At 45.2% G+C, this 26558-nt stretch carries 26 protein-coding genes and 2 pseudogenes; 23 read left to right on the top strand and 5 right to left on the bottom strand.

All coding sequences use genetic code 11. From position 1 onward, the window contains the following. Window positions 1-18 precede the first annotated feature (18 nt). The 5 genes from H569_RS0109535 to rlmD all read left to right on the top strand — a co-directional run bounded on the left by H569_RS0109535 (window position 19) and on the right by rlmD (window position 7871). Window positions 19-951 carry a DUF58 domain-containing protein gene (locus tag H569_RS0109535; RefSeq protein WP_027364821.1) on the top strand — a complete coding sequence of 311 codons (933 nt, stop codon included), beginning with the start codon at window positions 19-21 and terminating at the stop codon, window positions 949-951. A gap of 37 nt (window positions 952-988) precedes the next feature. Next, window positions 989-2833, top strand: a complete 1845-nt coding sequence (locus tag H569_RS0109530) for a vWA domain-containing protein (RefSeq protein WP_027364820.1) — start codon at window positions 989-991, stop codon at window positions 2831-2833. Continuing rightward, on the top strand, window positions 2823-5744 hold the full coding sequence (locus H569_RS0109515) for a VWA domain-containing protein (protein ID WP_051273530.1): 2922 nt from the start codon (window positions 2823-2825) through the stop codon (window positions 5742-5744). The genes H569_RS0109530 and H569_RS0109515 overlap by 11 nt, the downstream gene beginning before the upstream one ends. Before the next feature lie 236 nt (window positions 5745-5980). Then, window positions 5981-6268 carry a hypothetical protein gene (locus H569_RS0109510; protein ID WP_027364817.1) on the top strand — a complete coding sequence of 96 codons (288 nt, stop codon included), beginning with the start codon at window positions 5981-5983 and terminating at the stop codon, window positions 6266-6268. A gap of 256 nt (window positions 6269-6524) precedes the next feature. After that, complete coding sequence (gene rlmD / locus H569_RS0109505; protein ID WP_051273529.1) at window positions 6525-7871, top strand: 23S rRNA (uracil(1939)-C(5))-methyltransferase RlmD; 1347 nt, start codon at window positions 6525-6527, stop codon at window positions 7869-7871. A gap of 292 nt (window positions 7872-8163) precedes the next feature. Here the strand turns inward: rlmD and H569_RS0109500 are convergent, their stop codons facing one another. Next, window positions 8164-8622, bottom strand: a complete 459-nt coding sequence (locus tag H569_RS0109500; protein ID WP_027364815.1) for a MerR family transcriptional regulator — start codon at window positions 8620-8622, stop codon at window positions 8164-8166. 182 nt (window positions 8623-8804) lie between these two features. On the opposite strand from H569_RS0109500, the gene H569_RS0109495 reads away from it, so the two are divergent. The 8 genes and pseudogenes from H569_RS0109495 to H569_RS0109465 form a co-directional block, all read left to right on the top strand. Beyond that, window positions 8805-9977, top strand: a complete 1173-nt coding sequence (locus tag H569_RS0109495) for an iron-containing alcohol dehydrogenase (protein ID WP_027364814.1) — start codon at window positions 8805-8807, stop codon at window positions 9975-9977. Window positions 9978-9990: 13 nt separating this feature from the next. Next, the gene (locus H569_RS0109490) at window positions 9991-10842 is read left to right on the top strand and encodes an aldo/keto reductase (protein ID WP_027364813.1); all 852 of its coding nucleotides are present in this window, start codon (window positions 9991-9993) and stop codon (window positions 10840-10842) included. A gap of 70 nt (window positions 10843-10912) precedes the next feature. Continuing rightward, window positions 10913-11230 (top strand): carboxymuconolactone decarboxylase family protein, encoded by a 318-nt coding sequence (locus H569_RS0109485; RefSeq protein ID WP_027364812.1) that lies wholly within the window; start codon window positions 10913-10915, stop codon window positions 11228-11230. A gap of 39 nt (window positions 11231-11269) precedes the next feature. Then, on the top strand, window positions 11270-11683 hold the full coding sequence (locus H569_RS0109480) for a cupin domain-containing protein (RefSeq protein ID WP_027364811.1): 414 nt from the start codon (window positions 11270-11272) through the stop codon (window positions 11681-11683). Window positions 11684-11786: 103 nt separating this feature from the next. Continuing rightward, window positions 11787-12332 carry a flavin reductase family protein gene (locus H569_RS0109475; protein WP_027364810.1) on the top strand — a complete coding sequence of 182 codons (546 nt, stop codon included), beginning with the start codon at window positions 11787-11789 and terminating at the stop codon, window positions 12330-12332. A 10-nt stretch (window positions 12333-12342) separates the two neighbouring features. After that, a complete protein-coding gene (locus tag H569_RS22755) occupies window positions 12343-12624 on the top strand; it encodes a flavodoxin (protein ID WP_081410954.1) in 282 nt (93 codons plus the stop codon). Between the two features lie 29 nt (window positions 12625-12653). After that, on the top strand, window positions 12654-12821 hold the full coding sequence (locus tag H569_RS22750) for an NADPH-dependent FMN reductase family protein (RefSeq protein WP_169726463.1): 168 nt from the start codon (window positions 12654-12656) through the stop codon (window positions 12819-12821). Window positions 12822-12972: 151 nt separating this feature from the next. Beyond that, window positions 12973-13161, top strand: a pseudogene (locus H569_RS0109465) (aldo/keto reductase); the annotation flags it as partial. Between the two features lie 297 nt (window positions 13162-13458). Here H569_RS0109465 and H569_RS0109460 read toward each other — a convergent pair. The 4 genes from H569_RS0109460 to H569_RS22500 form a co-directional block, all read right to left on the bottom strand. Then, on the bottom strand, window positions 13459-13767 hold the full coding sequence (locus H569_RS0109460) for a DUF6618 family protein (protein WP_027364808.1): 309 nt from the start codon (window positions 13765-13767) through the stop codon (window positions 13459-13461). A gap of 14 nt (window positions 13768-13781) precedes the next feature. Continuing rightward, entirely contained in the window at window positions 13782-14582 is an 801-nt protein-coding gene (locus tag H569_RS0109455; RefSeq protein WP_027364807.1) for an ExeA family protein, read from the bottom strand. Further along, on the bottom strand, window positions 14575-15237 hold the full coding sequence (locus H569_RS0109450; RefSeq protein ID WP_081410951.1) for a Mu transposase C-terminal domain-containing protein: 663 nt from the start codon (window positions 15235-15237) through the stop codon (window positions 14575-14577). The genes H569_RS0109455 and H569_RS0109450 overlap by 8 nt, the downstream gene beginning before the upstream one ends. A gap of 475 nt (window positions 15238-15712) precedes the next feature. Next, window positions 15713-15868: a hypothetical protein gene (locus H569_RS22500; RefSeq protein ID WP_157833502.1), complete on the bottom strand. Its 156-nt coding sequence runs from the start codon at window positions 15866-15868 to the stop codon at window positions 15713-15715. Window positions 15869-16504: 636 nt separating this feature from the next. On the opposite strand from H569_RS22500, the gene H569_RS0109435 reads away from it, so the two are divergent. The 10 genes and pseudogenes from H569_RS0109435 to H569_RS0109395 all read left to right on the top strand — a co-directional run bounded on the left by H569_RS0109435 (window position 16505) and on the right by H569_RS0109395 (window position 25855). Beyond that, a complete protein-coding gene (locus H569_RS0109435; RefSeq protein ID WP_051273527.1) occupies window positions 16505-18106 on the top strand; it encodes a recombinase family protein in 1602 nt (533 codons plus the stop codon). Next, window positions 18107-19033, top strand: coding sequence for a recombinase family protein (locus H569_RS0109430; protein WP_027364803.1), 927 nt, complete (start codon window positions 18107-18109; stop codon window positions 19031-19033). It abuts the gene before it with no gap. A gap of 192 nt (window positions 19034-19225) precedes the next feature. Further along, window positions 19226-19977, top strand: a pseudogene (locus tag H569_RS23615) (recombinase family protein). Then, entirely contained in the window at window positions 19974-21017 is a 1044-nt protein-coding gene (locus H569_RS23610; RefSeq protein WP_407638063.1) for a recombinase family protein, read from the top strand. The pseudogene H569_RS23615 and the gene H569_RS23610 overlap by 4 nt, the downstream one beginning before the upstream one ends. A 70-nt stretch (window positions 21018-21087) precedes the next feature. After that, entirely contained in the window at window positions 21088-21843 is a 756-nt protein-coding gene (locus tag H569_RS0109420) for an ABC-three component system protein (RefSeq protein ID WP_027364802.1), read from the top strand. Beyond that, entirely contained in the window at window positions 21840-22079 is a 240-nt protein-coding gene (locus H569_RS0109415) for an ABC-three component system middle component 7 (RefSeq protein WP_027364801.1), read from the top strand. Before H569_RS0109420 ends, H569_RS0109415 begins: the two co-directional genes overlap by 4 nt. Beyond that, the gene (locus H569_RS0109410; RefSeq protein WP_027364800.1) at window positions 22057-23670 is read left to right on the top strand and encodes a DUF2326 domain-containing protein; all 1614 of its coding nucleotides are present in this window, start codon (window positions 22057-22059) and stop codon (window positions 23668-23670) included. Before H569_RS0109415 ends, H569_RS0109410 begins: the two co-directional genes overlap by 23 nt. 129 nt (window positions 23671-23799) lie before the next feature. Then, a complete protein-coding gene (locus H569_RS0109405) occupies window positions 23800-24393 on the top strand; it encodes a type IV toxin-antitoxin system AbiEi family antitoxin domain-containing protein (RefSeq protein ID WP_027364799.1) in 594 nt (197 codons plus the stop codon). After that, window positions 24390-25229 carry a nucleotidyl transferase AbiEii/AbiGii toxin family protein gene (locus H569_RS0109400; RefSeq protein ID WP_034630140.1) on the top strand — a complete coding sequence of 280 codons (840 nt, stop codon included), beginning with the start codon at window positions 24390-24392 and terminating at the stop codon, window positions 25227-25229. The genes H569_RS0109405 and H569_RS0109400 overlap by 4 nt, the downstream gene beginning before the upstream one ends. A 32-nt stretch (window positions 25230-25261) precedes the next feature. Continuing rightward, window positions 25262-25855: a hypothetical protein gene (locus H569_RS0109395; protein WP_157833501.1), complete on the top strand. Its 594-nt coding sequence runs from the start codon at window positions 25262-25264 to the stop codon at window positions 25853-25855. Window positions 25856-26558: the final 703 nt, after the last annotated feature.

Genomic DNA, 26558 nt, shown 5'->3' with positions numbered 1-26558 from the left:
GAATTAGGTGATATTTAAGTGGCAAAAAATTTTTTACCCAACCCTGCTCTGATCAGCCGCCTGGAAGGTTACAGATTGATCCGGCAGCGCCCGGTTGCCGGGGGGTATGCCGGCGGTAGGCGTTCGCCAATTAAAGGCGGCGCGGTTGAATTTGCCGATTATCGTGAATATACGTTTGGCGATGAGCCCCGCCGGGTTGACTGGAAAGCTTACGCCCGGTTGGGGCGGCTTTACGTTAAAGAGTTCCTGGATGAACGCCAGGACTCTGTTCTTTTCGTTGTGGACACCAGCGCCTCCATGGATTGGGGAGAAGGACAAACCCACAAGGGCAGCTATGCATTGCAGCTCGCAGCCGCACTGGGCGGGTGTGTTGTGTCCGGAAACGACCGGTTGTCTGCAGTGGCCGGGTCTTTAATTCAATTGGCCGGTGGCAGAAATGGTCAGAATAGGCACGTTTTTAATCCCTGCAGCGGTAGAAATTCCTTACCGGTTTTTTGGAATTGGCTGGGACAAACCCAATTCGGCGGCGGCACAGCTTTAAAAGAATGTCTTCAGTGTGGCATTGCCGCCGTTCCCGGCGCAACATCTTTGTTTGTGTTTTCAGACTTGCTGGACCCGCCGGGTGTGGAAGAAATGCTGTGTCTTGCCGCCAGCCGGGGTATGGTCGGCACCCTGCTGCACATCCTTGCCCCCGGTGAGCTTGAACCGCCGGGTGAGGGGGAATGGGCCATGCAGGACATGGAGACCGGCGAGCGGGTGGAAGTTTCCCTGACTCCTGCGGCATTGCGCGATTATAGAGAGCGGCTTGATGAATTTTATAAGACACTGGACGACAGCTGTCGCCGGTGGGGTGCCCGGCGGGTAATGATAAACAGCGGCCGGCCGCTTGCGGAAACCCTATTACGCTATCTGCCGCTAAACGGAGTATTGAGTAAAGGAACAGCAAGCTAGTGGTATAGTTTAAGCCTGACCCCCGGGAGGTGTCGAGGTGTTTTTTAGTAATGCGGGGTGGTGGTGGCTGGCGCTGACCGTACCGGCCATACTGGCCCTTTACATATTACGACCAAGGAGAAAACAGGTTCAGGTGCCCAGTACACTGCTGTGGCGCGCGGTTGCCGCCGACCTGGAAGCCAGCAAGCCCTGGCAGCGGCTGCAATCACGACTTTTGCTCTGGCTGCAGCTGCTGGCTGCGGTATTGCTGGTGCTGGCCGCCATGGGACCGGTGTGGCTGGCCCGGGCTTCCTCCCGCGACACCATTGTGCTGCTGGATACTTCGGCCAGCATGAAGGCACGGGAAGGGGACCGGACTCGATTCGACCAGGCCCGGCAGGAGGTGGAAGATTTGGCGGCGGGTCTGCGCGGCGGCTCCACCATTACCGTAATTGCCTTTGACCGGCAGCCCAGGGTATTGGTCCGGGACGGATCTGATCAGCGGGAAGTGCGCCTGGCGTTACAGAACATTACCCCTTCGGCGGCCGAAGGGAACGTGGGGCAAGCCTTAACGCTGGCGCAGGCACTGGCCAGGCACCATGACAAACCACGGCTGGTGCTGGTGAGCGACGGTGGGGTCAGACTGCCGGCAGGTACTGCTGCAACTTTTGAGTTCATTCACGTGGGGAAAGGTGACGCCAGTATCGCGATTGGCTCAATCAATCTGCGCCCCGCCGGCAACGGCCAAGCCGCCCAGGTAACTGTGGTCAACCTTGGATCGCAAGAGGCATCAGGCGTGGTCTCGCTAATGACGGGCAATTACCCGGCGGGAAGCAAAAAGTTTAAGCTGCCTCCCGGGCAGGTGCAATACCTGCTGTGGCCTGACCTGCCCGCAGGCGTAAGCGTGTCGGCGGAGCTAAAACCTGACCTGCCGGAGATGGATTTGCTGGAATTGGATAACAGGGCCTGGGCGGTACCGGAACAAAAGGCCAAACGCAAAATTTTGCTGGTTACCGGGGGTAACATATTTTTAGAGCGCGCTCTGGGACTGCTGCCAAATTCGGAGGTATACACGGCGGATGCGGCGCGATACCGCCTGCTGACGGACGGAGAATATCCATATGATCTAACGGTGCTGGACGGCCTATCCGGCCCGCTGCCGCCCGGCGCGGCGCTGCTGTTGGACCCGCCGGCGGGAAAACCGGTGCCGGGTCTTACAGTGGGAGCGTCTACGGGCCAGGTTGAACTGTCCGCGGTGCAGGACAGCCCGCTGGTAAAATATGTGGATCTGGCCGGGGTAAATACCGGAAACGCCCGGACCCTGCAAGCGGGATCGGACTGGCACCCGGATATAAAGTCAGGCAATAATAATCTATTTGTCCACGGCGAGGTGGAAGGAAAAAGGATGGCGTTTTGGTCAGTCAACCTGCATCGTTCTGATCTGCCGCTGCGCCCTGCTTTTCCGGTTTTGCTCCAAAATACGGTGGACTGGCTGGTGCCGCCTTCCCTTGGTGCGCCCGGACAGGTCCGTCCTGGTGATGAGGTTGGAATTGTTTCCCCGTTTCCGGCCACAAGTATAGTGGTTAAAGCACAGGGCGGAGCTGCTGAAGAGATTGCCCCGCCTTTCCCGCCCTCACCCTGGGTGCCTGGCGAACCGGGCCTGTACCGGGTGATTGCCTACCGGGAGGGCGGCAGTTCGGTACATGAAATTGCAGTGAACGGCTACAGTTCCATGGAGTCGGACCTCAAGGTGAGCGACCCGCGACAGGCGGCAGGAGGCACTGGGTCCGGCGAAAAACAAAATGAACAGGCGAGGCGGCCTTTAGCCTTGATGAAATTACTTGCACTGGCTGCCCTTTTGCTGATTATGGTTGAATGGGGGGTGGCCAGTCGTGGGCGTTAGCTTTAGTGATCCCTTGTGGTGGCTGCTCCTGCCGCTGCTGGGCTGGCTGGCCTGGCGTCTCAGGCTGCCCTGGCTGCAGATGCCAGGTCCGGAGAGCCACAAGCAGAGGGAGCGGCGCAGGTTATACACCCGTCTGTTGCTGCTGTTTTTACTAATTGCCGCCCTGACCGGTCCCGGTTTTGTCAGCACCATCAACCGGCAGGCGGTGGTCTTTGCCCTGGATGTTTCAGACAGCGTGGGCTCCGCTGTTGGCAAGGGCGAGCAGTGGATCAGGGAGGCGCTGGGGAAAAAACCTGCCGGCACCGTGGCCGGTGTAATCTCCTTTGGCCGGCAGGCGCTGGTGGAAGAGCCGCCCGGCGAGCAGCCGTCCTTCTACCGTGCCGCCACCGACCCGGGACCGGAATCCAGTGTGATTGGTGAGGCGCTTCGTTTTTCGCGCTCAATATTACCCCGGGATGCCAGGCGAAGAGTTGTTTTAGTTACGGACGGCCGGGACACCGGCGGCGATGCCGTGGCCGCGGCCCGGTCCCTGCACGCCGAGGGGGTGCGGGTGGACGTTGTCCCCGCGGGAGCACCGGCAGGCCCCGATATCCGTCTGGACTCGCTGCACCTGTCACCCCGGTCCCGGGTGGGCGAAAATACTTTGGTTGAAATTGCAGTAACATCGGATAATGCTGTAGACGGCGACCTGTACCTTGAACGCGATGATCAACTGCTGGCCGCCAGGCCGGTGCAGTTACAACCGGGCGAGAACAGGTTAACCCTGTCGGTGCCGGCGGGAGAGGCAGGGCTCCACCGTTACCGGGTTAAAATATCACCCCTGGACCGGTCTGCCGACGCCTTTGCCGCCAACAACGAGGCCGGCGGGATCCAGGAAGTATCCGGTCCCCCCAGGGTGCTGGTACTGGCGGAGGATGCCGCCCAGGCGCAAAACCTGGCCGGCGCGCTGCGGGCATCGGGCCGGGTGGATGTGGAGATCAAGGAACCTGCGGCCGCCCCCCGGGGTATTGCCGGCTGGGCCCGGTACCAGGCGGTATTTCTGCTGGATGTGCCGGCTTACAGCCTTGGCGAACATGTTATGAGCGAACTGGAGACGTACGTCCGGGATGTGGGCGGCGGGCTGGTGATGACGGGCGGGCCCGACTCATTCGGTCCCGGCGGCTATGCCGGAACAGCGCTGGAACGCGCTCTGCCCGTTAGTATGGATATTAAAGGGCGGGGCGAAATGCCCTCACTGGGATTGATGCTGGTAATTGATAAGTCCGGCAGCATGGCCGGGATGGCGGGTGGCGCAGAAAAAATAGCACTGGCCAGGGATGCCGCCGCCCGCAGCGTTTCTATGCTCACCAAACGAGACCGGGTTGGGGTTGTGGCTTTTGATACCATGCCCTGGTGGGTGGCGCCGCCGGGGCCGGTTGAAGACAAAGAAAAATTGCAGCAGTTAATTGGCAGCATTCAAGCAGGTGGCGGGACCGAGATTTACCCGCCTTTGCTGGCGGCGTACCAGACTCTGCGTGATCTGCCGACCCAGGTTAAGCACATTATTTTACTGACGGACGGGATTTCAGCCAGCGGCGGAGATTACCAATCTCTACTGGCTGATATGCGGTCCGATGGGATTAGTTTAAGTACTGTGGCGGTGGGTGCCGAAGCCGATGCCGGTATGCTTAAAGCCCTATCCGAACTGGGGCGGGGTAGGTTTTATGCCACTGCTGACGCGGACAGCATCCCGTCAATATTCACTAAAGAAACCTTAATGGCAACGAGGAGTTTTGCAGTTAATGAAAAGTTTTACCCACAGGTTGCGTATTGGAACCCGCTATTGCGCGGCCTGGAGCAAGTGCCGCCACTAAATGGTTACATTACAGTGTCGCCCAAGGAATTGGCGGAAACGCTGCTGGTATCGCCCCGTGGCGACCCGGTGCTGGCGGCATGGCAGTACGGCTTGGGCCGGAGTGTGGCCTGGACTCCGGACGCGGGCGGGCGCTGGAGCACCGATTGGCTGGGAGCGGTTTTCCCCAGGCTGTGGGGGAATGTGCTTTCCTGGATTTTGCCGGCAGACACTACAGATTCCCTGCGCGTGCAGGCCGATGTGATACCGGGTTCCGGCCTGTCGGGACGTGATTTACAGGTTGAGGTCGAGGATTCCGGCGGTTGGCGGGAAGTGCGGGACCTTAAAGCGCTGGTTACCGGGCCCGGGGGGGATACCGTGACTGTTCCGCTAAACCCCGATGGCCCCGGCCGCTACTCGGCCCGGCAGCCGGCTGGAAAACCGGGAGCCTACCTGGTGGCGATAGCCGGCGGCGGCAAGGAACAAAGTCAATTGCTGGCCCGCGGCGGGGTTGTGGTGCCGTACTCCTCTGAATATCAGGAAACCGGTGTTGACAGCAATGCACTGCAGGCCATTGCCCGGGCAGGCGGTGGTGCGGTTTTGGAAAAACCGGAGCAAGCATTTTTAAAAAACTTGCCTCCGGTGCAAGCCCGGCGCGACCTGACCCCGCTGTTGCTGGCCCTGGCGGCCATTGTCTGGCTGGGTGACGTGACAGGGCGACGCCTGATCATCGGTGCCGAAGAGCGTGCCGCCCTGCGGCGCTACCGGCAGTTGATTGTGCAAAAGCTGCTGCCCGGACGCGCGGCCAACGGGGATAAACCGGCATGGGCCGGTGAAACCCTGTCTGCGGTTCAAAATTTGCGCCTCAAGAGACGGGAAACGGCCGGCCCGGAAAAACCGTTCAACCGTTCCGGCGATGCTCCGGCGGTTGAAAAAGGAACGAGCAAAACCAGCGAGAAGAATACAGGCGCTGTTGGTTCCAAGAAGGATGAAACCCGAAGCGATAAAAATAAAGAAGCTAAAAAGGAAGCTACCGCGTCCCGTTTGCTTGACGCCAAGCGGCGCGGGTTTAAAGAATAAAAGAAGCCCTCTTTCTTAACCTGATGGGAAGGAGGGCTATTATTTTCCTATATTTTGTTCTAATGTTCATTATTTGCGAATAAACTGCCCGAATATAACGTTAAGCGGTTTTTATGGTTACTTCTTTCGTTTTGTCCCCGCTGGGATTCTTTATTTGTCTTTTTACGGAAAATATCAAACAAAAGAAACAATCTGTTATAGACTGATATAAAGTACCTATTAAGGAGTGTTTGGTAATGTTAGAGGGCCTGTTAAATCGCATAGAGGCCGAGCTGGTTAGCAGAGATCCCAGAATTTCGGGACTTCACTTTGTATGCTCCGATGAAAACAGGGGTAGGGTGCAATTAGCCGTGACGGTCGTGCGTGACGGGCGGGATATGCAACTGCCGGTATCTGTATCCTTGGGAGAACTGACAGAGGATGAATTATTTCGGACGACGGGGATAATACTGCAGGCGGTGGATTTAACCACTTGGGGTAAACATGATTTTAAAATGCGAGAATCCGTTAAAGTTACTGCGTAAGTCTAAATGAAACTATGTACCCTGCCCTGAATTGGCAGGGTTTTTTGCTACTGCATCCGGATTAGGTCCTATCGTTTTCATACGCTCACCTTGATATAATTCCCAATAAGTATATTTATATATTATGGACACCATTCACTATTGTTATCGACGCGGTGTGCTGTTTCTTTTTATCCTGCATGGGCAGGATTTTCATTTATCAGGGGTAAAATAGAAAATGTGTATAAATATAAATAAGAAACCGGGGTGATTTCGCTTGCTGGAAGGCAGGGAGATCAAAGTTGAGATAAATGATATCAATCATGACGGGGAAGGAGTGGGCCGGGATGATGGCAGAGTTGTATTCGTGCCCGGCACCGTACCGGGCGAACTTGTTTCGGTACGCTTGACGGAAGTTCGCAATAACTACGCCCGGGGTATCCCGCTGGAGATAATTAGTCCCTCCAGGAACCGCCAAGCGCCATTATGTTCAGTTGCAAGCAAATGTGGCGGGTGCAGGCTGCAGCATATAACCTACGAAGAACAGCTACGATTAAAAACCGGGCTGGTAAGGCAAAACATAACCCGTATCGGGGGCGCAGACGGGTCTTTAGTCAAACCAATAATCGGCATGGCAGACCCGTGGCATTACCGGAATAATGTTCGCTTTAAGGTGCGGAGGCGCAACGGTAGGGTGCTCCTTGGTTTTTACGAGCAGGAATCGCACCGGCTGGCAATTATAGATGGCAACGAAGAAGAGCCATGCCTGCTTGCCCACAGGGAACTAAACGAGGTGGCAATGTCAGCCCGCAGGCTAATGGAAGAAAACAGCGGTAGGCATCAGGACATACCTGAGGAAATCCAGTTGCGCCGGGGCAGCTCCGGAGAAATCATGGTTATATTGATAGCGGAACCCGGAAAAAACAGTAGTTTAATAAGCCTGGCTGAAGGGCTGATTTCAATTCCGGGCGTGATTTCAGTGATCGAATACAAGCGACCTGCTGATAAAAAGGGTTATGGACGTTATAAGCGCCTGGCCGGGACAGAATTCATTGTGGACGAAATCAACGGTCTGAAATTTAAAATTTCCGCCGGCTCTTTTTATCAGGTTAACCCGGTGCAGACAGCCGTTTTGTATCAAATTGCACTTGACTATTGCAATTTACAGGGACAAGAAGAACTGGCCGATGCCTATTGCGGGGTAGGCACCATAACCCTTTATGCCGCGCGTAAGTCGGCCATGGTGCGGGGGTATGAGGTAGTAACCGGGGCCGTTCAGGATGCCAGGGTTAATGCCGAATTAAATGGGATCAAAAACGCCAGCTTTTACGAAGGTCCGGCGGAAAAGGTGCTGCCGCAGCATATTGCAAAAGGTTTTAAGCCAAGTGTGATCGTGCTGGACCCGCCACGCAGCGGCTGCCGGCCGAAAGTTCTGGAAGCGGCGGCCAACAGCGGCGCGCGGCGGATTGTATATATATCCTGCGATCCAGCCACACTGGCCAGGGACGTTAGGAGACTATCCGAACTTGGCTATGAGCCGTTGGAAGTCCAGCCGGTGGACATGTTCCCACATACAGCGCACGTTGAGTGCGTGGTATTGATGACAAATGTGAATAATAAATAAAAGGTTGAAAAACGGCTTGAATACAGGGCTTTCCAGTATTTTGCCATCTGCCGAATGTGCTTTTTAACGGTGGAGATACCGGAAAGCCTTGTATTTTTGTTTGCACAACTGTTTGTGGAAACACATCCACAGTCTCTCGGAGCGGCTTTCAGCAGGCAGGGTTGTGTAGACGGAAAAGACGGGGTTGAAATATTTTGACGTGTTTGTGGGAACATATCTACTTGCATAAATTTATTCTAAAAGCTAAAAATGCACACCTTTCTGCAGCTTACAGGAAGGTGTGCATTTTAATTTAATACAGTTTGCGGATTTTTTTAAGATTTTCTTTTACAGGCCGTATATCTTCTGGTATGTCTTCCATTTTAATTTTGCTGTGTACCTCGCAAGTGCCGGCATTTTTTGCAGTTTCATAATACCAGCATTTATATTTCAAAAGTTCAAGGGTTTCTTGCAACTGGGCAATTTGCTTTTCGACAGCCGCTTTCTGCTTTTTAAACATTTCAAGCCTTTTATCGATTGTTGAATCTCCTTCCATAACCCAATCGATAAAGGTTTTAATATCTTTAATTGGCATGCCGGTCTTTTTCAAACATTCTATTATCATTAAGCCTTCAAAATCTTCATCTTTGAACATTCGGATTCCGCTTTCGCTGCGTTCAACAAAGGGCAGTAATCCTTCTTTTGCATAAAAACGCAGGGTATGCGGGGAAATATTAACTTTTTTAGCAATCTCACCGATGGTGTAATACATAATCAACCTCCAAAATGTGAAAATCTTTGTTAAATGATTATTAAGAAAAAATTCACTTAAAAAGACAAAATAACTCTAAAAAACCTCTTGACTTAGAGTTAACTCTCAAGTTTATTATTATATTATCACATACGGGTGTATGTGTCAACTTATGAAATGATAAACCATAGGAGGAATTAAAAATGAGCTTTAATATGTATGTACCGACAAGATTTATTTTCGGCTGCGGAAGACTTAACGAACTTCATAAGCAGAAACTTCCCGGCAAAAAGGCAATGGTAGTAATTTCAAACGGAAAATCTGTTAAAGAGAACGGTTCGCTTGACCGCACATTAAAGGAACTTACCAAAGCGGGTGCAGAGAGTGTTGTATTTGATAAAGTGCAGGCAAATCCTATTAAGTCTACGGTTATGGCAGGGGCAAAAACAGCAAAGGATAACGGCTGTGACTTTATAGTTGCCCTCGGCGGCGGCAGTGTCATGGACGCTTCCAAAGCAATGGCGGCAATGGCAACAAACGACGGCGACATTTGGGATTATATCAATGGCGGCACCGGCAAAGGCAAAGCAATTGTAAATGATCCGCTTCCGGTAGTTTGCATTACTACAACCGCTGGAACCGGTTCGGAAGCGGACCAATGGGGTGTTATCACAAATGACGAAACCAATGAAAAAATCGGTTTCGGCGGTGATGACCGTTTGTTCCCGGTTCTTTCTATAATTGATCCTGAACTGATGAAAACTGTTCCGCCTAAATTTACCGCTTATCAGGGTTTTGACACGCTTTTTCATGCTACAGAAAGCTATATTTCAAAATTTGCAAGCCTGATGAGCGATATGTATGCCTTAACCGCAATTGAAAATACAGCTAAATATCTCCCATGTGCGGTAAAAGACGGCAGCGACATGGAAGCAAGAGAGCGCATGGCTTTTGCCAATACCCTTTCCGGTATAGTTATGACCATAAGCGTAACTACGGCAGAGCATTCAATTGAGCATGCTATGAGCGCATATCATCAGGAGTTGCCTCACGGTGCAGGGCTTATCATGATTTCAAAGGCGTTCTATGAATTCTTTATTGAAAAGCACGTATGCGATGAGAGATTTATTACTATGGCAAAGGCAATGGGAATCAAAGATGCCGATAAGCCTGAAGATTTCATTACCGCACTGGTGGATTTGCAAAAGGCGTGCGGAGTGGCGGATCTCAAAATGAGCGACTATGGCATCACACCGGATGAATTTGATAAAATTGCGACCAATGCCCGTGAAACCATGGGCGGATTGTTCGCAGCCAATCCATGTGAAATGACGCATGAAGATGTTGTTGAGGTGCTTAAGAGATCATATAGATAGGAGGATTTTTATCATGGATTATGTGACTTTAAATAATGGAATAAGAATACCAATGGAAGGTTTCGGCGTGTTTCAGATAGAAGACGCCAAGGTCTGTGAACAGGCTGTTTCAGATGCATTGGACGCGGGCTATCGTTTGATTGATACTGCATCTGCTTACTTTAATGAGGAGGCCGTTGGAGCAGCAATCAGAAAGAGTGGTATTCCACGAGAAGAATTGTTTATTACTACCAAATTGTGGATTCAGGACGCCGGTTATGAAAAAGCAAAAAAAGCATTCCAGACTTCTTTGGATAAGCTGGGGCTTGAATATCTGGATTTATATCTGATTCATCAGCCATTTAATGATTATTATGGTTCTTGGAGAGCGATGGAAGAACTTTATGAAGAGGGGAAAATTCGGGCGATTGGTGTGAGCAACTTTTATCCTGATCGTCTGGCTGATTTATGCGTTAATGCAAGGATTATCCCTGCAGTCAATCAAGTGGAAATCCACCCATTTTTCCAGCAGGATGAGGCGCTTAAAATCATGAAAGAATTTGGCGTGCAGCCGCAGGCATGGGGTCCTTTGGCTGAGGGTAAGCATGGTATTTTTACAAACGAAATACTGACCAGCATCGCAAGCAAATATGATAAAACTGTTGCCCAGGTTGTTCTTCGTTGGAATGTTCAGCGCGGAGTAGTTATTATTCCTAAGTCAAAACGGAAGGAACGTATTGAAGAAAATCTTAACATCTGGGATTTTGCACTCAGTGATGAAGATATGACTAATATTGCAAAGCTGGATCTTGGTCACAGCGAAATTATCGATCATTTTTCACCTGAAACGGCAAAGTGGCTGAATGGATGGAAAATTCACGAATAATGCTCGGTAGCATCCTTAATATATCCGAGATTTGAGGATGTCACCATGAAAGGAGTAAGATAGTAAGATGATGAAAAAACAGACAGCGGGCAGAGATGCCCTTGGATCATTTGCACCGAAATTTGCCGAATTAAATGATGATGTTCTTTTTGGAGAGGTGTGGTCAAGAGAAGATAAATTATCATTAAGGGACCGTAGTATTATTACGGTAACTGCTCTTATAGCAAAAGGTATTTTTGATAATTCTCTGAAATATCATATCGCCAATGCAAAAAATAATGGTGTTAGCGCTGAGGAAATGGCAGAAATTATTACTCATCTTGCCTTCTATGTAGGGTGGCCTAATGCGTGGGCAGCATTTGCATTGGCCAAAGAAGTATATGCTTAATAATCGAAGGGATGAAAAACGGAAGGAGTAGTTATTATCATGGAAAGAAAGGAATTAGAAAATGTATCTGATTTTCCGTTGGGGGAAGAAAATATAGCCTTTGCTCCATATTTTATCGGGAAGAGCTACTTAAGTTTTTTGAATGATAAAGAAGTGGCCATCTATAATATCACATTTGAGCCGGGATGCCGTAACAATTGGCATATTCATCATGGCTGCGGGCAGATATTGATCTGTGTTGGAGGACACGGCTGGTATCAAGAGTCCGGGAAAGAAGCCCAGTCTTTGAAAAGCGGTGATGTAGTGTATATAGCGCCGGAAATTAAACATTGGCATGGAGCCGTGCAGGATGAAGCATTTGCACATCTATCTTTGTCTGTTTCAACTGAAGGCTCAAACACTGAATGGTGCGAACCCGTAACAGATGAAGAATATAACAAGTTAAAACGGTAGAGAAATTGATAGGGATAGAAAACTTGGGATTAAAAAATGGTTTTGTGAACCTTGGTAGTGTTAACTAACTTATGAAAAATCAGATTTTTGGGAGGTAATTCTAATGAAAAAAAATATTGGTTCTGTAACAGCGTTATATCCTACGCCAGTGGCTGTCGTTGGTACGATGATAAATGGAAAGCCCAACTGGGTGCTGGTTGCTCATATTGGCATTCCTGCACATGACCGCATCATGGTAAGCCTGGCCAAGCCCCATTATACCAATCAGGGTGTCAAAGAAACAAAAGTGCTTTCTGTCAATATTATAGACGAGGCATTGCTGAAAAAGGCGGACTATGTAGGCTGCGTCAGCGGTGCAAATACGGATAAATCCAAAGTGTTTGATTTTAGCATCGGTGAAACCGGCGCGCCGATGATCAACGAGTCGAAGCTCACCATGGAATGCGTCGTAGAGGATGTTTATGAGACCAAAACATTCGAGAACTTTATTCTGGAGATCAAGCATACCTATGCGGAGGAAGAAATTCTGAATGATGCCGGCAAGATAGATTACAGCAAATTTAAGCCCGTTTTGTTTGAAATGCCGGGCTACACCTATTTGAAAACCGGTGAAACCATCGCAAGGTGCAGGACGCTGGGCAACGAATGAGGAGAAAAAAATGAGCAATAGTATAGTTGTATATTACACCTGGGCAGGCCACACAAGAGAGATGGCCAAAATTATTGCGGCGCAGATAGGTGCGGATGTTCGAGAGGTCCTGCCGGAAACGCCGTATACTACGAATTACAGCGCAGTGGTGGAACAAGCCAAGAAAGAAATTAACGCAGGGTTCCGCCCGCCAATCAAAAAGCTGGACTTAGACCTAAGCAAGTACGATGTGGTGTACATCGGTACACCCATCTGGTGGGGTACCATGGCACCTCCCATCGCCACGTTTTGAGCGAAAATGATCTCAGCGGTAAGACCGTAATGCCATTTTCAACTCATGGTGGTGGCAAAGGACACTCGGACAGGGATATTGCGAAGATGTGTCCCAATGCAAAAGTGCTGGATATGTATACCGCCTACGAAGGCGGAAGACGCTCCGCGGAAAAGGAAATTGCCGCGTGGATTAAGAAAAATGGGCTTTATAAATAAACTATCAAAATTGAATTTATAAAATAAACAGCCATTTGGTGGAGCGGAAAAATCACTACTCCACCAAATGGCACATTATAAATTCCCCGAACTGGATTACAAGATGTGAAAAGAAAAATGTCTAAAGCAAATACGTAATAGGTGGTTATTTATGGCTTATTTAGGAGATAAAATAAAAAAATTAGGCTTTGGGCTCATGCGTTTGCCAAAGGATGGCGACAAGATAGATATCACACAGGTAAAAGATATGGTAGATTGTTTCCTTGAGGCGGGATTTACTTATTTTGATACTGCATGGGCTTATCCTGGCAGTGAAGATGCAATCAGGCAGGCATTTGTTGTTTCTCACGATAAACTGCTGGTAATTTCTCAAAATAAACAGCCGGACTAATTTCCAATTACATATGTACCTTTTAATGGATCAGTACAAACTAGACTCATGGCAGCAGAAAGGTAAATAAAACCTCCTTTACACGTATCCAATAAAGATAAACAAAAAGCAGGCTGTGGACAGTGCCGCCCTATGGACAACCTTACGGTTGACCACAGGGCTTGGACAACGCTAAGCGTTGCCCACACTGCCCACATCCACGGCTACAGATAAAAATTTCATAATAATAATCCAACGTAGAATAAACTAAAATTTAATTTCATCAGCCAGAGCACATAATGCAGAACTTACAGTAATACCATCCACTTTGCCTAATACTCTAGTCAATTGTTCAGTATTCCAGAAGTGATCTTTTAAATCTGCCAAATGGCAACCTGCGCCAAAATCCGGCATACAAGCAAACCCGCCCAGGGCAGTCTTGCCAAAGACTACAGTAATACTGGAACGGCTATCAATTCTAATTTCGTAATGACTTCCATATTTATTAAAGCCTACAATGGTTCCAAGCCATCGTTCTGTTCTTCGGCCGAACTTGGCCTCGCAGGAAAACATCATATTTAAATCCCCTTTTAGTGTTCCAATTCATTTTTAATAACCCTTTTTACCACAATATCGTCCACAATACGTGTTTTATTCAAATAACAATTCAGCAGGCATTTATCGCAGAGCAGGTTAATCTTCCGGGGGATTCCGGTGCTGTAAGTATGGATTTCACGCACAGCCTCACCGGTAAAAAGTTCACTACTTCCTCCTGCTGCCTTAATGTGAGTTCTAATGTAATCCTCCACTCCCTGTAAATCCAGTTCCTTTAGCATATACCGGATAGTAATACGCTGAGAGATTGCTCGCATACTATGGTTGGTCAACATTTCCGAAAGTTCCGGCTGGCCTACCAGGATAAGACTTAAAGGCGACAGCGAATCCATATTAAAGTTGACTAAAAATCTCACTTCCTCCAGCATCTTTTCAGAAAGCAGGTGAGCTTCATCGATGATAACAATTGGGGTTTTCCCATGTTGGTACAACTCCAACATAGCCTTATTCACCTTACGCTTTGAGTCAGGTTTAAAATATGAGGGAGTCATATCGATCTGCTCCAGAATTTCATTGTAAAAAGCTTTAGGTGACATATCCGACTGGGAAATATAAATAATTTTATGGGAGACAGGGTTAATTTCTTCTACCACAGCCCTAATAGCAGTGGTTTTGCCACTGCCCACCTCCCCGGTTACGGCTGCAAAGAGCCTGTTTTCGATAGCATACTGCAGACGTCCTTTTAGCTCCTGAAAATCTGCATGCAAAAACAATTGTTTTACATCGATGTCCCGAATGAAAGGAGTTTTAGAAAATCCAAAGTAATTTTCATACATGGGGTTCATCCTCCTTTTGGTAGAGTTTGGCATAGTGGATACGGTGAGCTTTGTCTTTAAGTTTTTGCTCGTGTTTCTCCTGTAATAGTTTTAGAAAGCTGGTCTGCACTGTCTTTTCACCTGTGACTTCATCTTGTTTAGGCACCATTGTGGCCGATTCTGTTGCCCCGTCCCATACATTAGCCCGAATAATCAGGGGTTCGGCATTGCTGTATTGCTGTCCGTTGTAGTAGACTTCAACGCAGGATAGATCCTTGGCGTCATAGCGCAATTCCACTTTTTTACGAGCTAGAAAACCTTCAACCTTGTAAAGATTGCCGCCTAAGGATACCGTGGCTGCATTGTCGGCTTTGCGGATCTGCCGCTGGATAAAGATTTTCCGTAATTCTTCCGGGGTTATATATCTCAGTTGAGCTTGTTCACTTTGGTGTGCTTCTTGTGGCGTGCGCCTGATTTCGGCATGTACCTTATCGTTATAATTTTCCGCAAGCCAAACTTCAAAGTACTGATTTAATTCTTCTAAAGTCTTAATCCCAAGTCGCCGGGCTTCTGGTTCAAAGGACCGGTCGACATAAGCGTTAAATTTTTCCAATTTGCCCTTGCTCTGGGGAGAGTACGGGGCACACCCATCTGGATCAGGGCTTTGCGGAAGCAATCCTCTACATTGGCACCGTTTTCAGCCCAATAGATTTTGCCGCAAACTTTTCTGCTTTTATCGTCTAAAAAGGCAATTAGATAGGTCTTTATATATTCTTTAGAATTGTGGGGATTTGGCAGATAAATACAGTGTTTCACGTCGGATTGCCAAGTATCATTAACGTTTTCCTTCTGATACCGGCGAAAGGTTTTACCCGGAGATAGTGTTCGCAACTGACCGGTGTGCTGAGCCACTAATCTGGACAGGGTGGAGTGTTTTACGCTACCGGGAGGTGCGTCTCCCGACAGTTCGAGCATTGCAATTATTTCACGGATACTGCGCGTAGGTAGTTCTTCTTTTAGGGAAAAGGCTTTTTTTAATACTTCCTCTGAAATTGACCGAACTTCTCCCCGGTCTTTCCGTTTGCAGGTTATTAATGCGGAGAAGCCGCCTTCCCGGTACCACTTGAGATATTGTCGCAGGGTTCTTTCACTTATGGTGGCTCGGCTGCTATGGGGATATTGTATGTTTTGGAAAGTATTTGTTTCCTTAGGGCAGATTTTTCCCCGGAAGATAGGCTGTCATCCAGTAAAGGGTGGATCAACCCATAGCGGAAAAAGGCACGTTCCAGGTTTTGGTCTTCATTCATGTTATTTTCCTCCTTGACACCTTTAGTTTTGGAATAAAAACATTCTACTCCGGTGATAAGGAGGCTTTGGTTTAAAACTATGGGAAATATCGGCGGCTTTGGTAATGAGAATTTATAAAAAGGTTTGGGATTTAAGAAGATCTAAAATTCGATTGAGGTAGCGGTAAGGCCAGGTGGCAACATCGGAGGCCGGGTAGCTTACCCAGGCACCGAGGGCATGGGTATAAATGTTTGTCCACTGCAATAGAGCGGAGTATGACGATTTCGGTTTGTAGGGTGTTGGATTTATATTGAACTGTGTAACAGGCATGGTAAACCATCTGTGAACCACAGGTGTTACAGTGGATTACTATTTGCACCGTATAGATGATTTTTATGTAGGTCTTGACATCACAACCAAAATTGTATACTCTCAAATTGCTTATTTTGTGAAAAGTGTTCCCCGGTTATTTGATTCTGGCAGGAATCATGGGGAGCACTTTTTTATTTTATCCGCTGGAAATGTTCCTGGCAATTCTTTGTGAGAAATTTGCCGCTCTTTGCGGTAGTTTTTTGTTGTTAAAAACCGCTGGATTTGTGTGGTACTGTGTGTTGCTGATAAAGCATCATGTACTGAAAAGTGAAAGGAGGAAGCGTATGCCAAAAGTAAAAGTCATCAAGCCCATCCATCGCATGGAAGCAGAAGTTGAAGCTCCAAAACTGCGGGTGTGCGCATACTGCCGGGTCAGCTCGGATCACACCGGGCAGCTGCAATCCTTTTCAGCACAGGTGGAGTACTACACCCGGCTGATAGAAAGCAACGATGCCTGGACTTTTGCCGGAATTTATGCAGACGAAGGCATCAGCGGCACCGGCAAAGACAAGCGGGACGAGTTTCTAAGGCTGATTGCCGACTGTGAAGCCCAAAAGGTGGACATGGTCATTACCAAGTCCATATCCAGATTTGCGAGGAACACCGCAGACTGCATTGAGACGGTGAGAAAGCTGAAAGCGCTCGGGATTGCCGTTTATTTTGAAAAAGAGAACATCAACACTCTGTCCGCTGAAAGCGAGCTGCTGATGACGGTTTTAAGCTCCATTGCCCAGGAGGAATCCATTTCCACCTCCAAGAACAACCGGTGGGCGATACAAAAAAGGTTTATGAAAGGCGAATGGAAGCCTTCTTACCTTCCCTACGGCTATAAGAAAGACAAGGACGGAAGAATCATCATCAATGAAGAAGAAGCCGCTATTGTAAAAAGGATTTATACTGACTACCTGAACGGGAAAGGAACGTACGTCATCGCAAAAGAGCTCACGGAAGAAGGAGTTCCAACAAGAAAAGGGGCAGAAGCCTGGGGAGAAAATGTGGTGAAGGAAATCCTGACCAATGAAAAATACTATGGCGACATGCTCCTTCAGAAGACCTTTACCACCGACACATTGCCCTTCCAGCGGAAGCGGAACCGGGGACAGAAACAGTGCTACTACATCGCCAACGACCATGAACCCATTATTCCAAAAGAGCAGGCCGAACGGGTCAGGGAGATCATGGAGCAGCGAAAAACTGAAAAAGCCATGATGGATACCGACACGCGAAAATATAACCAACGATACCCGTTCAGCAGCAAAATCCAATGCGGTGAATGCGGGAGTAATTTCAAAAGGCAAATTATATTCAAGGGTAAACCTTATGAAACAGAGCAGTGGTGTTGCACCAGACATATCAGGAACCGGACTGAATGCGGCATGACGGCCATCAAGGACAATCACATCAAAGCTGCATTCATCAATCTATATAACAAGCTGAAAAGCAATTATGACAAAATATTAACCCCCCTGGCCGAGGATTTGAAAAAGCTTTACTGTGGCAGGGAGTACGAATCCCAGGTCAGGGAAATCAACAAAAAAATAACGGAACTTACCGAACAGAGTCATGTACTGAGTAGACTGAGGTCGAAAGGATATCTTGACTCTGTTCTTTTTATAGAGCAAAGCAATCTGATCACCAAGCAGCTCTACGAAGCCAAAAAGCAGCGGAACAAGCTGTTTGAATACAACGGATTTAATGATGAGGCTGCCAGAACGGAGGAACTGATCGCTTTCCTTAAAAAGCAGGATGACCTGATGGAGAGCTTTGATGAAAATATATTTTCGCTGATGGTAGAAAAGATCATCGTAAAATCCAAGCTTGAAATCGCCTTCCGCCTAATCAACGGACTGGAGCTTCCGGAAATTATCGGAGAGGAAGTGGACTAAATGGCTCAAAGACATATGCCCTTCGGCTATAAAATCATAGACGGAGCCGTAACCATCGAACTGGAAAAGGCGGACCTGGTCAGAAAAATATTCAATAATTTTATATCGGGCATATCCTTGAAGCAGATCGCAAAGGATCTGACGGAAATGAAGGTTCCCAATGCCAATGGAAAGCCCTCCTGGAATCACGGCTCCATCGGAAAAATTTTGAGCAACTGCAAATACACCGGAAGTGACTTCTATCCTGCCATTATCCCGGAGGAAGTGTTCAATGCCGCCAACAGGCTCAGGGAAGAAAAGAACGCCCAGCTTGGCAGAAATGTCAATTACTTTGCCAACGGTGTGGCCAGCACTTACCCCTTCACCGGCAGGTTGATATGCGGGGAATGCGGGAGTGTTTTCAAAAGGTACACCGAACACCATAACAAGAACAAGAAATGCAACTGGAAATGCAAACGGTATATCGTTGACAACAGGGTCTGCTGCAAAAGCGGCGTGGTTGATGACAAGCAGCTTGAAGCAGGCTTTATACAGATTATCAACCGGGTGATGGAGAACCCTGAAATGATAGAAAAGCGTCCGGCAGTGAATGCAGTGGCAGAAAGTGCAGAATTAAGAAAGATAAAATTGCAAATATCCAGCGGACTAGGACAAAACGGCCTAGAACCGTCAGATGTAGTACAGCTGCTGTTCAAAAGGGCTGTAGAACAATATCGAATCTCCCAGGTGGATGATTTTGATTATAAAACCAGGAAATTGAAAGCGGTGCTTGAGAGTCGCAAGCCCATTAAAGCATTTGACGAGGCTTTATTCAAAGCAACCATCAAAAGCATTACGGTGGAAATCACCGGGCAGCTCCGGTTTGAACTGATCAACGGAGTGACGCTGAGCACATCATATAAATTACGGGTACGCTCTCGGAAATGAGGGCTGGGGCATCTGGTAAGGCATTGCTCCAGATTTTCCGCGCCGTCATCGGAGGGTTCTTTTCAAAATAATGGATTTGCAGTTGTTCCCTAACGAATTTCTGAAAATCTTCATGAGAGCGCACTGGTCTTAGCACACAAAATCACCGCCATAATCGTTAGTAGGCTGGAAAATAATGCCTCCATTGCGATTATGGGGCCGATTTCGATTTGTCAAGAGAACAATTGTTCTGATTTTCGACAAAGCAATAAGTGGAGGAAAAAACAAAAAAGTCCAAGGCGTAAAGCCTTGAACATAAAGAAATCTCGAATTTCCGAGAGAGTACATTACGGGGAAAAGGAGGAAAAGCCCATGGCGATGGGACAAAGAACAGTATCGGTAATTCCTGCAAATCCAATTTATGATTTTAAGGAAAAAGCAAAGATAAAAAAGCTGAGAGTGGCTGCTTATTGCCGGGTCAGTACGGAGCTGGAGGAGCAGCAGTCCAGCTACCAGGCACAGGTGGATTATTACACGGCGGAGATTATGAAAAACCCAGGCTGGAAGTTTGCAGGCATTTATGCCGATGAGGGCATATCCGGCACCAGCACAAAAAACAGAACGGGTTCAATAAATTGATTGAGGACTGCATGGCAGGCAAGATTGACCTGGTGCTGACAAAATCCATCAGCCGTTTTGCAAGAAACACCCTTGACTGCATTCAATACATACGAAAACTGAAAGAAAAAAACATCGGCGTGTTCTTCGAGAAAGAAAACGTCAATACCCTGGACAGCACCGGAGAATTTCTCATCACTATCCTCGGAAGCCTTGCCCAGGAAGAAAGCCGCTCTTTAAGCACCAACACAAGGTGGGGGGGGTCCGCCGGTTTGAAAAAGGACAAATTATGGTCAATCACAACCGGTTTTTGGGCTACACGAAGAACGAGGCCGGAGAGCTGGTGATTGTACCCGAAGAAGCAGAAATTGTAAGGCTGATTTTCAGACTGTATTTAGAGGGTCAAAGCATTACCCAAATTAAAAAGTACTTAGAGGAAAACGGCATAAAAACGGTTACCGGAAAAAACGAATGGTCTACTACCACCATCAACAGGATGCTCTCCAATGAGAAGTATATGGGAGATGCCCTGCTGCAAAAAAGCTACACTGTGGATTATCTCACTAAGAAAAGAGTTAAAAACAATGGAATTGTTCCGCAGTATTATGTGGAGGACAGCCATCAAGCCATCATTTCTAAAGACTTGTTTCATCGGATACAAGAAGAAAAAGCACGCCGGGCTAACATCAGAAAGTCTGCTGATAAAAGAGTCAAAACCGACAGCGGAAAATACAGCTCAAAATATGCTCTCACTGAATTGATGACATGTGGGGAGTGCGGCAAGCCCTACAGACGGGCATCCTGGACAGCATATAGTGAGAAAAGGATTGTCTGGCGGTGCTTTAACAGGCTGGAGCATGGGAAAAAATACTGCCAAAAATCTCCCACAATTGATGAAGATGTTTTACATAGAGCCATTATGGATGCTTTCAATTCACTCATACAGGATAAGGGAGATTTTGTGGACACTCTACAGTCCAACATTCAGCTGGTGATGAGCAACCGGGCTAAACGGATGGACATAACAAGAATAGAGGAACGGATCGCGGAATTAAAAAAAGAGATGTTAGGCTTCGTAGAGGAAAATGCAAGATGTGGAGCAGATAATACGGACTTTGACGAGCACTATGCTAAAATCTCCTCCGAGTTGAAAGAACTCCAGAAGAAGAAAACGCAATATACTGAACAGGAAGCCAGGCAGGACAGCTTCCAGAGAAGAATCGAGGATATGAAGAAGTTTCTGAACGCCGCAGACGACAAATTATCGGAATTTGACAACCAGCTTGTCAGGCAGCTTGTATATAGTATCAAGGTTATTTCAAAGGATAAGATTATCATAAAATACAAGTCAGGTTTAGAGATGGAGCAGGAGCTGAGTAAAAAATAAAAGCAGTTTCTTTACGAATTTGCTAAAATGATATATAATATTAGCAAGTTCGTAAAGAGGGGTGAGTTTTGTGAGCAATTCTAGAAAAACTTATTCAGCTAATGAACAGCTGTTATTGTACACGCAAGTCGAGGGAATTTGTCCGATTTGCACAAAGCCTTTGTACTATGAAAAAAACGGCCAGATTCATAAAAAGTATGAAATAGCTCATATATACCCTCTAAACCCTACTCCAAAGGAAGTTGAACTTTTAAAAAATGAAAAGCGGCTTAGCATCGATGTAAACAGCTTGGATAATGTTATACCGCTTTGTCCTGATTGCCATGAGAAATTTGACAAGCCACGCACTATTGAAGAGTACCGCATGCTGTATAAAATAAAGGAATCTCTCATACAAAAAAGCAAGATTATGAATACATATTCTTATTTTAATATTGAAGATGAAATAAGAGTTGTATTGCAAAAATTAAATTTGGAGAGCGGTGAACTGGCTAAGCTGGAGTATACCGCTTTAAAGGTGGAGCAAAAATCAGACAATACTCTTCCTTTGCTGCTGAAAAAGCAAATTATTAATGATGTTACGGAATACTTCAAGTTTATTCAAAGCATTTTTGTAGAAATTGACAAAGAATGCCCAGAAAAATTCAATACTTTGGCAATGCAGATAAAGGGCTTTTATTATAAGTGCAGGCAGACTACACAGAGCCAAGAAGATATTTACCATAGCATTGTTGCTTGGATACATAATAAAACGGGGAAATACTCTTTAAGGGCATGTGAAATCATTGTATCTTTTTTTATTCAAGACTGCGAGGTGTTCTCATGATTGTTCCAAACAAAATTACACCTTATAAAAAAAGTATTATAGGCAAAATTCCTATTGTACTTGAGATGCTTAAGCAATGTGCGAAAAGTCCGACGGAATTATGGGAGGATACTCAAAATCAATTCGAAGATATAAACGAATTTATATTAACGCTTGATGTCGCATTTGTACTTGGCGCTATAGAATATTTGAAAGGTAATCGGGTGATTAAATATGTTAAGACAGATAATATGTGATAAGTTTAGAGAACCAATACTTACATTTAAGGCTGGCTTGAATGCAGTAATTGGTGATGAAGTGGCCTCAAATTCCATTGGTAAATCCTCGATACTGATGATTATTGATTTTGTCTTTGGCGGAGATAGCTATACAAAAGCAAATAAAGATGCCGTAGAAAATCTCGGACACCATGAGTTTAAATTTTCATTTGTTTTTGGTGAAGAAGAGCTATTTTTTTCAAGAGGTACTAAAGATTATAAATACACAACAATTTGCGATGGCAATTATAATCCTGTTAAAACTATAAAGACTGATGAATATACAGCCATGCTAAAGGAAAAATATCAGATTACACTAAAAGATATATCTTTTAGAAATATAGTTGGCCGGTATACCAGAGTATATGGAAAAGAAAACTTAAATGAGAAAAAGCCGCTGCAATATTTTGATAAAGAACCAAAAAAAGAATCTATACTGGCATTAATAAAGCTTTTTGACAAATACCAGAGCATTAAGGAATATGAGCTGCAAATTGATAAATTAACAGAAGAAAAGAATGTTTTGATGAAAGCTATTAAAAACGAATTTATTCCAAAGGTAACAAAGGCTATTTTTAATCAGAATGAAAAGAAAATTGCTGAGCTGACTGCTCAATTGGAAAAGGTGAAGAAGGATATCATCGGTGTATCAGTCGATATTGACGCTTTGCTGACAAAGGACATATTAGAGCTAAAATCTGAGAAAAGCCAGCTTGTTAGGCAGTATAATATATATGAAAACAGATTGAAAAGGACAAAACATAATATAAATCAAGAAAAATTAAATATCGATCCGGAACTTGCTAGGTTAGCTGAATTTTTCCCAAGCATAAATTTGGAAAAGATCAAAGAAATCGATAGGTTTCATAATTCTTTAACAGGAATTTTAAAGGAAGAATTAAAAAAATCTGAATTGGAGCTGACCAAACAGATTAAATGTATTTTAAGCGATATAGAAAAAGTAGACAGAAAAATTGAAGAAAAGTTAAATATAAAAAATGCACCAAAATATACCTATGAGAAAGTTATTGATCTTTCTGCGCAAATAAAGCAATTGAACGATGAAAACAGCTTTTATACAAAAAGAAAATCACTTGAAGATGCTCTAGCATCAGCTAAAAGTGATTTGGCAGAAATAAGGAGCAGCATTGTTGCTGATATCTGCAGTCAGATTAACAACAGAATGAATGAAATAAATAAGCTTATTTATCCGGATAACCGCAGAGCACCTACCCTGAGTATTGATGGGGAGAACTATATTTTTGCCACTTTTGGCGATACAGGTACAGGCACGGCCTATGCCAATTTAATTACTTTTGACTTGGCATTATTAGATCTAACCTGCTTACCTATAGTCATACATGACTTGCCTCTGCTAAAAAATATACAAAATGAGGCAATAGAAAATATTATAAAAATATATGTAGCTCATAAGAAGCAAATATTTATTGCTATAGATAAAATCCATACTTATAATGAAGAAACTGCTGAAACTTTGGAAAAAAATAAGTTTTTGAGTTTATCGAAGGACAAAACCTTGTTTGTTTTAAATTGGAAAAGCGATAGTTAAGTGATTATTAAAATAGGCATTTATGCAATAATAAAAGTTGATTACTGTTTATATAAGTTAAAGAAGCGATTTGCAAAAATGCTAAAACGAAGTTTGATATTAGCAGTTTCGTAAAGAGAGGAAAATAAAATGGATTATTCTGCTAAACTTCATAATTTAATTAAAAAGCATAATGGCGTCATTTCTACAAGGTTTGTAACTGAGGCAGGTATTCCAAGAACCTATCTTTCTGAATTTGTAAGGAAAGGAGTATTAGAGCGTTTAGAGCGTGGAATTTATATTGCTCGCGACTGCTACGATGATGAAATGTACCGTTTTCAGATGAGGTTCAAGCAAGCAATTTTTTCTCATGAAACAGCACTGTATTTTCACAATCTTACAGATAGAGATCCGCTTGTATATTCAGTAACCGTAAAGACGGGAATGAATACAAAGAGTCTGCGAAATAGCGGAGCTAAAGTATATTCTATAAAACCGGAGTTGTATGAACTGGGTTCTACAAGAGCAGCAACACCTTATAATCGTGTAGTCAGAACTTATGATATGGAGCGAACAATTTGCGATATTATCAGAAGCCGGAGTCAAATGGATATTGAAATTTTAACTGACGCTTTAAAAAGATATACAACACGCAAAGATAAGAACCTTCCACAGCTTATGCGTTATGCAGATAAATTCAGGATCACTAATGTTTTGCGAAAATACCTAGAGGTGCTGCTATGAAATCATCAACGCAGCTAAAAGCATTGATTCGCAATTTGGCAAAAAAGAAGAACATTAATGCTCAGATTTTGATGCGAAACTATATGTTTGAAAGACTGTTGGAACGAATCTCCTTATCAAAATATCGTTCCAACTTTGTGTTAAAAGGGGGAATGCTTGTTGCTGCCATGGTGGGGCTTGATACCCGTTCAACTATGGATATGGATGCAACTATCAAAGGCTATCCTCTTTCAGAAGAAACTATTAAAGAAGTTTTTGAAAATATCCTGGCAGTGTCGATTGATGATGGTACACAGATGAGGATTAAGGGTATTGAGTCAATTCGTGACGAAGCAGATTACAATGGCTTGCGAGTGTCCTTAGAAGCCCTGTTTGACGGGATTCGTACCCCTTTAAAGATTGATATAACTGTAGGAGATAAAATAACACCCAGAGAAACATTATATAGATTTAACCTCATGTTCGAAGAACGCCAGATCGATATTTTTGCTTATAACCTTGAAACAGTGCTTGCAGAAAAATTGGAAACGATTATTTCCCGCGGCACAACCAACACTCGCATGAGGGATTTCTACGATATATACATATTGCAAAAAATGCATTCGGAAATCTTGGATAAAGAACTGCTTGCGAAAGCTCTTGTGTCAACCTCAATAAACCGTGGCACATATGGTGTTCTGGCAGAGGGCCAAACTATTATAAATGAAGTTTCAAAAGATATTTTCATGCAAAAGTTATGGGAGAATTATCGCAAGAAATACAGCTATACAGAAGATATTCGCTGGGATGAAGTTATAGTAGCGGTTAATGAAATTTGGCAAGTCGCAAAGGATTAAAGATCGTTGGCAAAGGGAGGGGTATTTTGAGCATGGACTTAGAAACTTGGGATAAAGTAAATAAGATGCAATCACTAAAAAGAGCAACTATGCGGGCGGTAACAATAATATTTTTCGCAATTGTGGGTAGCATGATATTACCTAAGATGGAGTTTATCACTAAATATAAAAGTTATTTGTATATAGTAGTAGCAGCAATAACAGGAATTGAATTTTATAGAGTTTATCATTGGTATAAAAAAAGACTTGACTGTTTGGCTGTGATTCGAGATATAAAAAATAATGATATAAATCCAGGAGTATCTCTGAAAAAGTTCATTGTTGCATCTGAAAACCAAATAGAGATAAGTCAGAAAAAAATAGACTTCTGTAAAATATTATTTCCTGTTCCGTTTTTTACATATTGGCTCGGGATTTATATTAACAAAGATGACAAGCCTAATAAATTGCTTGATGCTAATATTTTAGGTATTGATGTTGCGACAGGCCTGCTATTTTTATCATTCATAATTGTCATTATATATGTGTTTTTTATTGCTAAATTCTTTGGTCATTATATTGATAATAAGTTCTATATAACTGAATATAAGAAAGCACTTATAGAATATGAAGAACAAAAGATCTGAGCCAATAAATGAAGTATCAAGGTTATGTCGAAGGACAAGATTATCATAAGATTCAAGTCAGGTTTGGAGATGGAGCAGGAGCTGGCTTGCAAAATAACATAGCCGAGAAGAGACTACCGCCAAACTGTGAAAAGCAGAATGGCGGTTGTTTTATTCATGCATATTACTTGCTCGAATAGTTACTTTTACAGAAATATGTTCACAAAATACATTGTTTTCATTTGTTTCTTCGTATACAATATTATTTGGAAAATATTTCTGCGAGGTATAAAGAATGGATTATATTACGGCAATAGAAGCAGCAGAAAAATGGGGGATATCCCAGCGCAGGGTTCAGCTCCTATGTGAGCAAGGACGAGTAGCGGAAGCGGTTCGGTTAGGCTGGACATGGGCAATTCCTGCACTATGTCAAAATCTCCTCCGAGTTGAAAAAACTCCAGAAGAAGAAAACGCAATATGCCGAACAGGAAGCAAGACATAATAACTTCCGTCAGAGAGCCGATAATATGATAAATTACTTAGGGTTTGCTGAACCAATCCTAATTTCAATTAAAACACTATAATGACGGTCGAACTAAAGCTAGATTATACCGAAATAGGTGCCGCAGAAAATAGAACAAAAGAACACGGAGTCTATGCTCCAAGTTCATCACCAGGAACTGTAGACAAATCACGCTTTCGGCGGTCTCTTTCAGGCGTGCCA

Source organism: Desulfotruncus alcoholivorax DSM 16058 (assembly GCF_000430885.1).
GTDB lineage: Bacteria > Bacillota > Desulfotomaculia > Desulfotomaculales > Desulfallaceae > Desulfotruncus > Desulfotruncus alcoholivorax.
This window is presented reverse-complemented; position numbering and strand designations above follow the sequence as displayed.

What these genes read in the sequence shown, in the direction of transcription:
- H569_RS0109495 (WP_027364814.1), top strand. Translation starts at nt 8,805, where the DNA reads ATGAGCTTTAATATGTATGTACCGACAAGATTTATTTTCGGCTGCGGA.
- H569_RS0109475 (WP_027364810.1), top strand. Translation starts at nt 11,787, where the DNA reads ATGAAAAAAAATATTGGTTCTGTAACAGCGTTATATCCTACGCCAGTG.
- H569_RS0109435 (WP_051273527.1), top strand. Translation starts at nt 16,505, where the DNA reads ATGCCAAAAGTAAAAGTCATCAAGCCCATCCATCGCATGGAAGCAGAA.
- H569_RS0109400 (WP_034630140.1), top strand. Translation starts at nt 24,390, where the DNA reads ATGAAATCATCAACGCAGCTAAAAGCATTGATTCGCAATTTGGCAAAA.
- H569_RS0109405 (WP_027364799.1), top strand. Translation starts at nt 23,800, where the DNA reads ATGGATTATTCTGCTAAACTTCATAATTTAATTAAAAAGCATAATGGC.
- H569_RS0109500 (WP_027364815.1), bottom strand. Translation starts at nt 8,622, where the DNA reads ATGTATTACACCATCGGTGAGATTGCTAAAAAAGTTAATATTTCCCCG.
- H569_RS0109490 (WP_027364813.1), top strand. Translation starts at nt 9,991, where the DNA reads ATGGATTATGTGACTTTAAATAATGGAATAAGAATACCAATGGAAGGT.
- H569_RS0109430 (WP_027364803.1), top strand. Translation starts at nt 18,107, where the DNA reads ATGGCTCAAAGACATATGCCCTTCGGCTATAAAATCATAGACGGAGCC.
- H569_RS22500 (WP_157833502.1), bottom strand. Translation starts at nt 15,868, where the DNA reads ATGAATGAAGACCAAAACCTGGAACGTGCCTTTTTCCGCTATGGGTTG.
- H569_RS0109395 (WP_157833501.1), top strand. Translation starts at nt 25,262, where the DNA reads ATGGACTTAGAAACTTGGGATAAAGTAAATAAGATGCAATCACTAAAA.
- H569_RS0109410 (WP_027364800.1), top strand. Translation starts at nt 22,057, where the DNA reads ATGTTAAGACAGATAATATGTGATAAGTTTAGAGAACCAATACTTACA.
- H569_RS0109485 (WP_027364812.1), top strand. Translation starts at nt 10,913, where the DNA reads ATGAAAAAACAGACAGCGGGCAGAGATGCCCTTGGATCATTTGCACCG.
- H569_RS0109460 (WP_027364808.1), bottom strand. Translation starts at nt 13,767, where the DNA reads ATGATGTTTTCCTGCGAGGCCAAGTTCGGCCGAAGAACAGAACGATGG.
- H569_RS0109480 (WP_027364811.1), top strand. Translation starts at nt 11,270, where the DNA reads ATGGAAAGAAAGGAATTAGAAAATGTATCTGATTTTCCGTTGGGGGAA.
- H569_RS0109415 (WP_027364801.1), top strand. Translation starts at nt 21,840, where the DNA reads ATGATTGTTCCAAACAAAATTACACCTTATAAAAAAAGTATTATAGGC.
- H569_RS0109510 (WP_027364817.1), top strand. Translation starts at nt 5,981, where the DNA reads ATGTTAGAGGGCCTGTTAAATCGCATAGAGGCCGAGCTGGTTAGCAGA.
- H569_RS22750 (WP_169726463.1), top strand. Translation starts at nt 12,654, where the DNA reads ATGCCATTTTCAACTCATGGTGGTGGCAAAGGACACTCGGACAGGGAT.
- H569_RS22755 (WP_081410954.1), top strand. Translation starts at nt 12,343, where the DNA reads ATGAGCAATAGTATAGTTGTATATTACACCTGGGCAGGCCACACAAGA.
- H569_RS0109455 (WP_027364807.1), bottom strand. Translation starts at nt 14,582, where the DNA reads ATGTATGAAAATTACTTTGGATTTTCTAAAACTCCTTTCATTCGGGAC.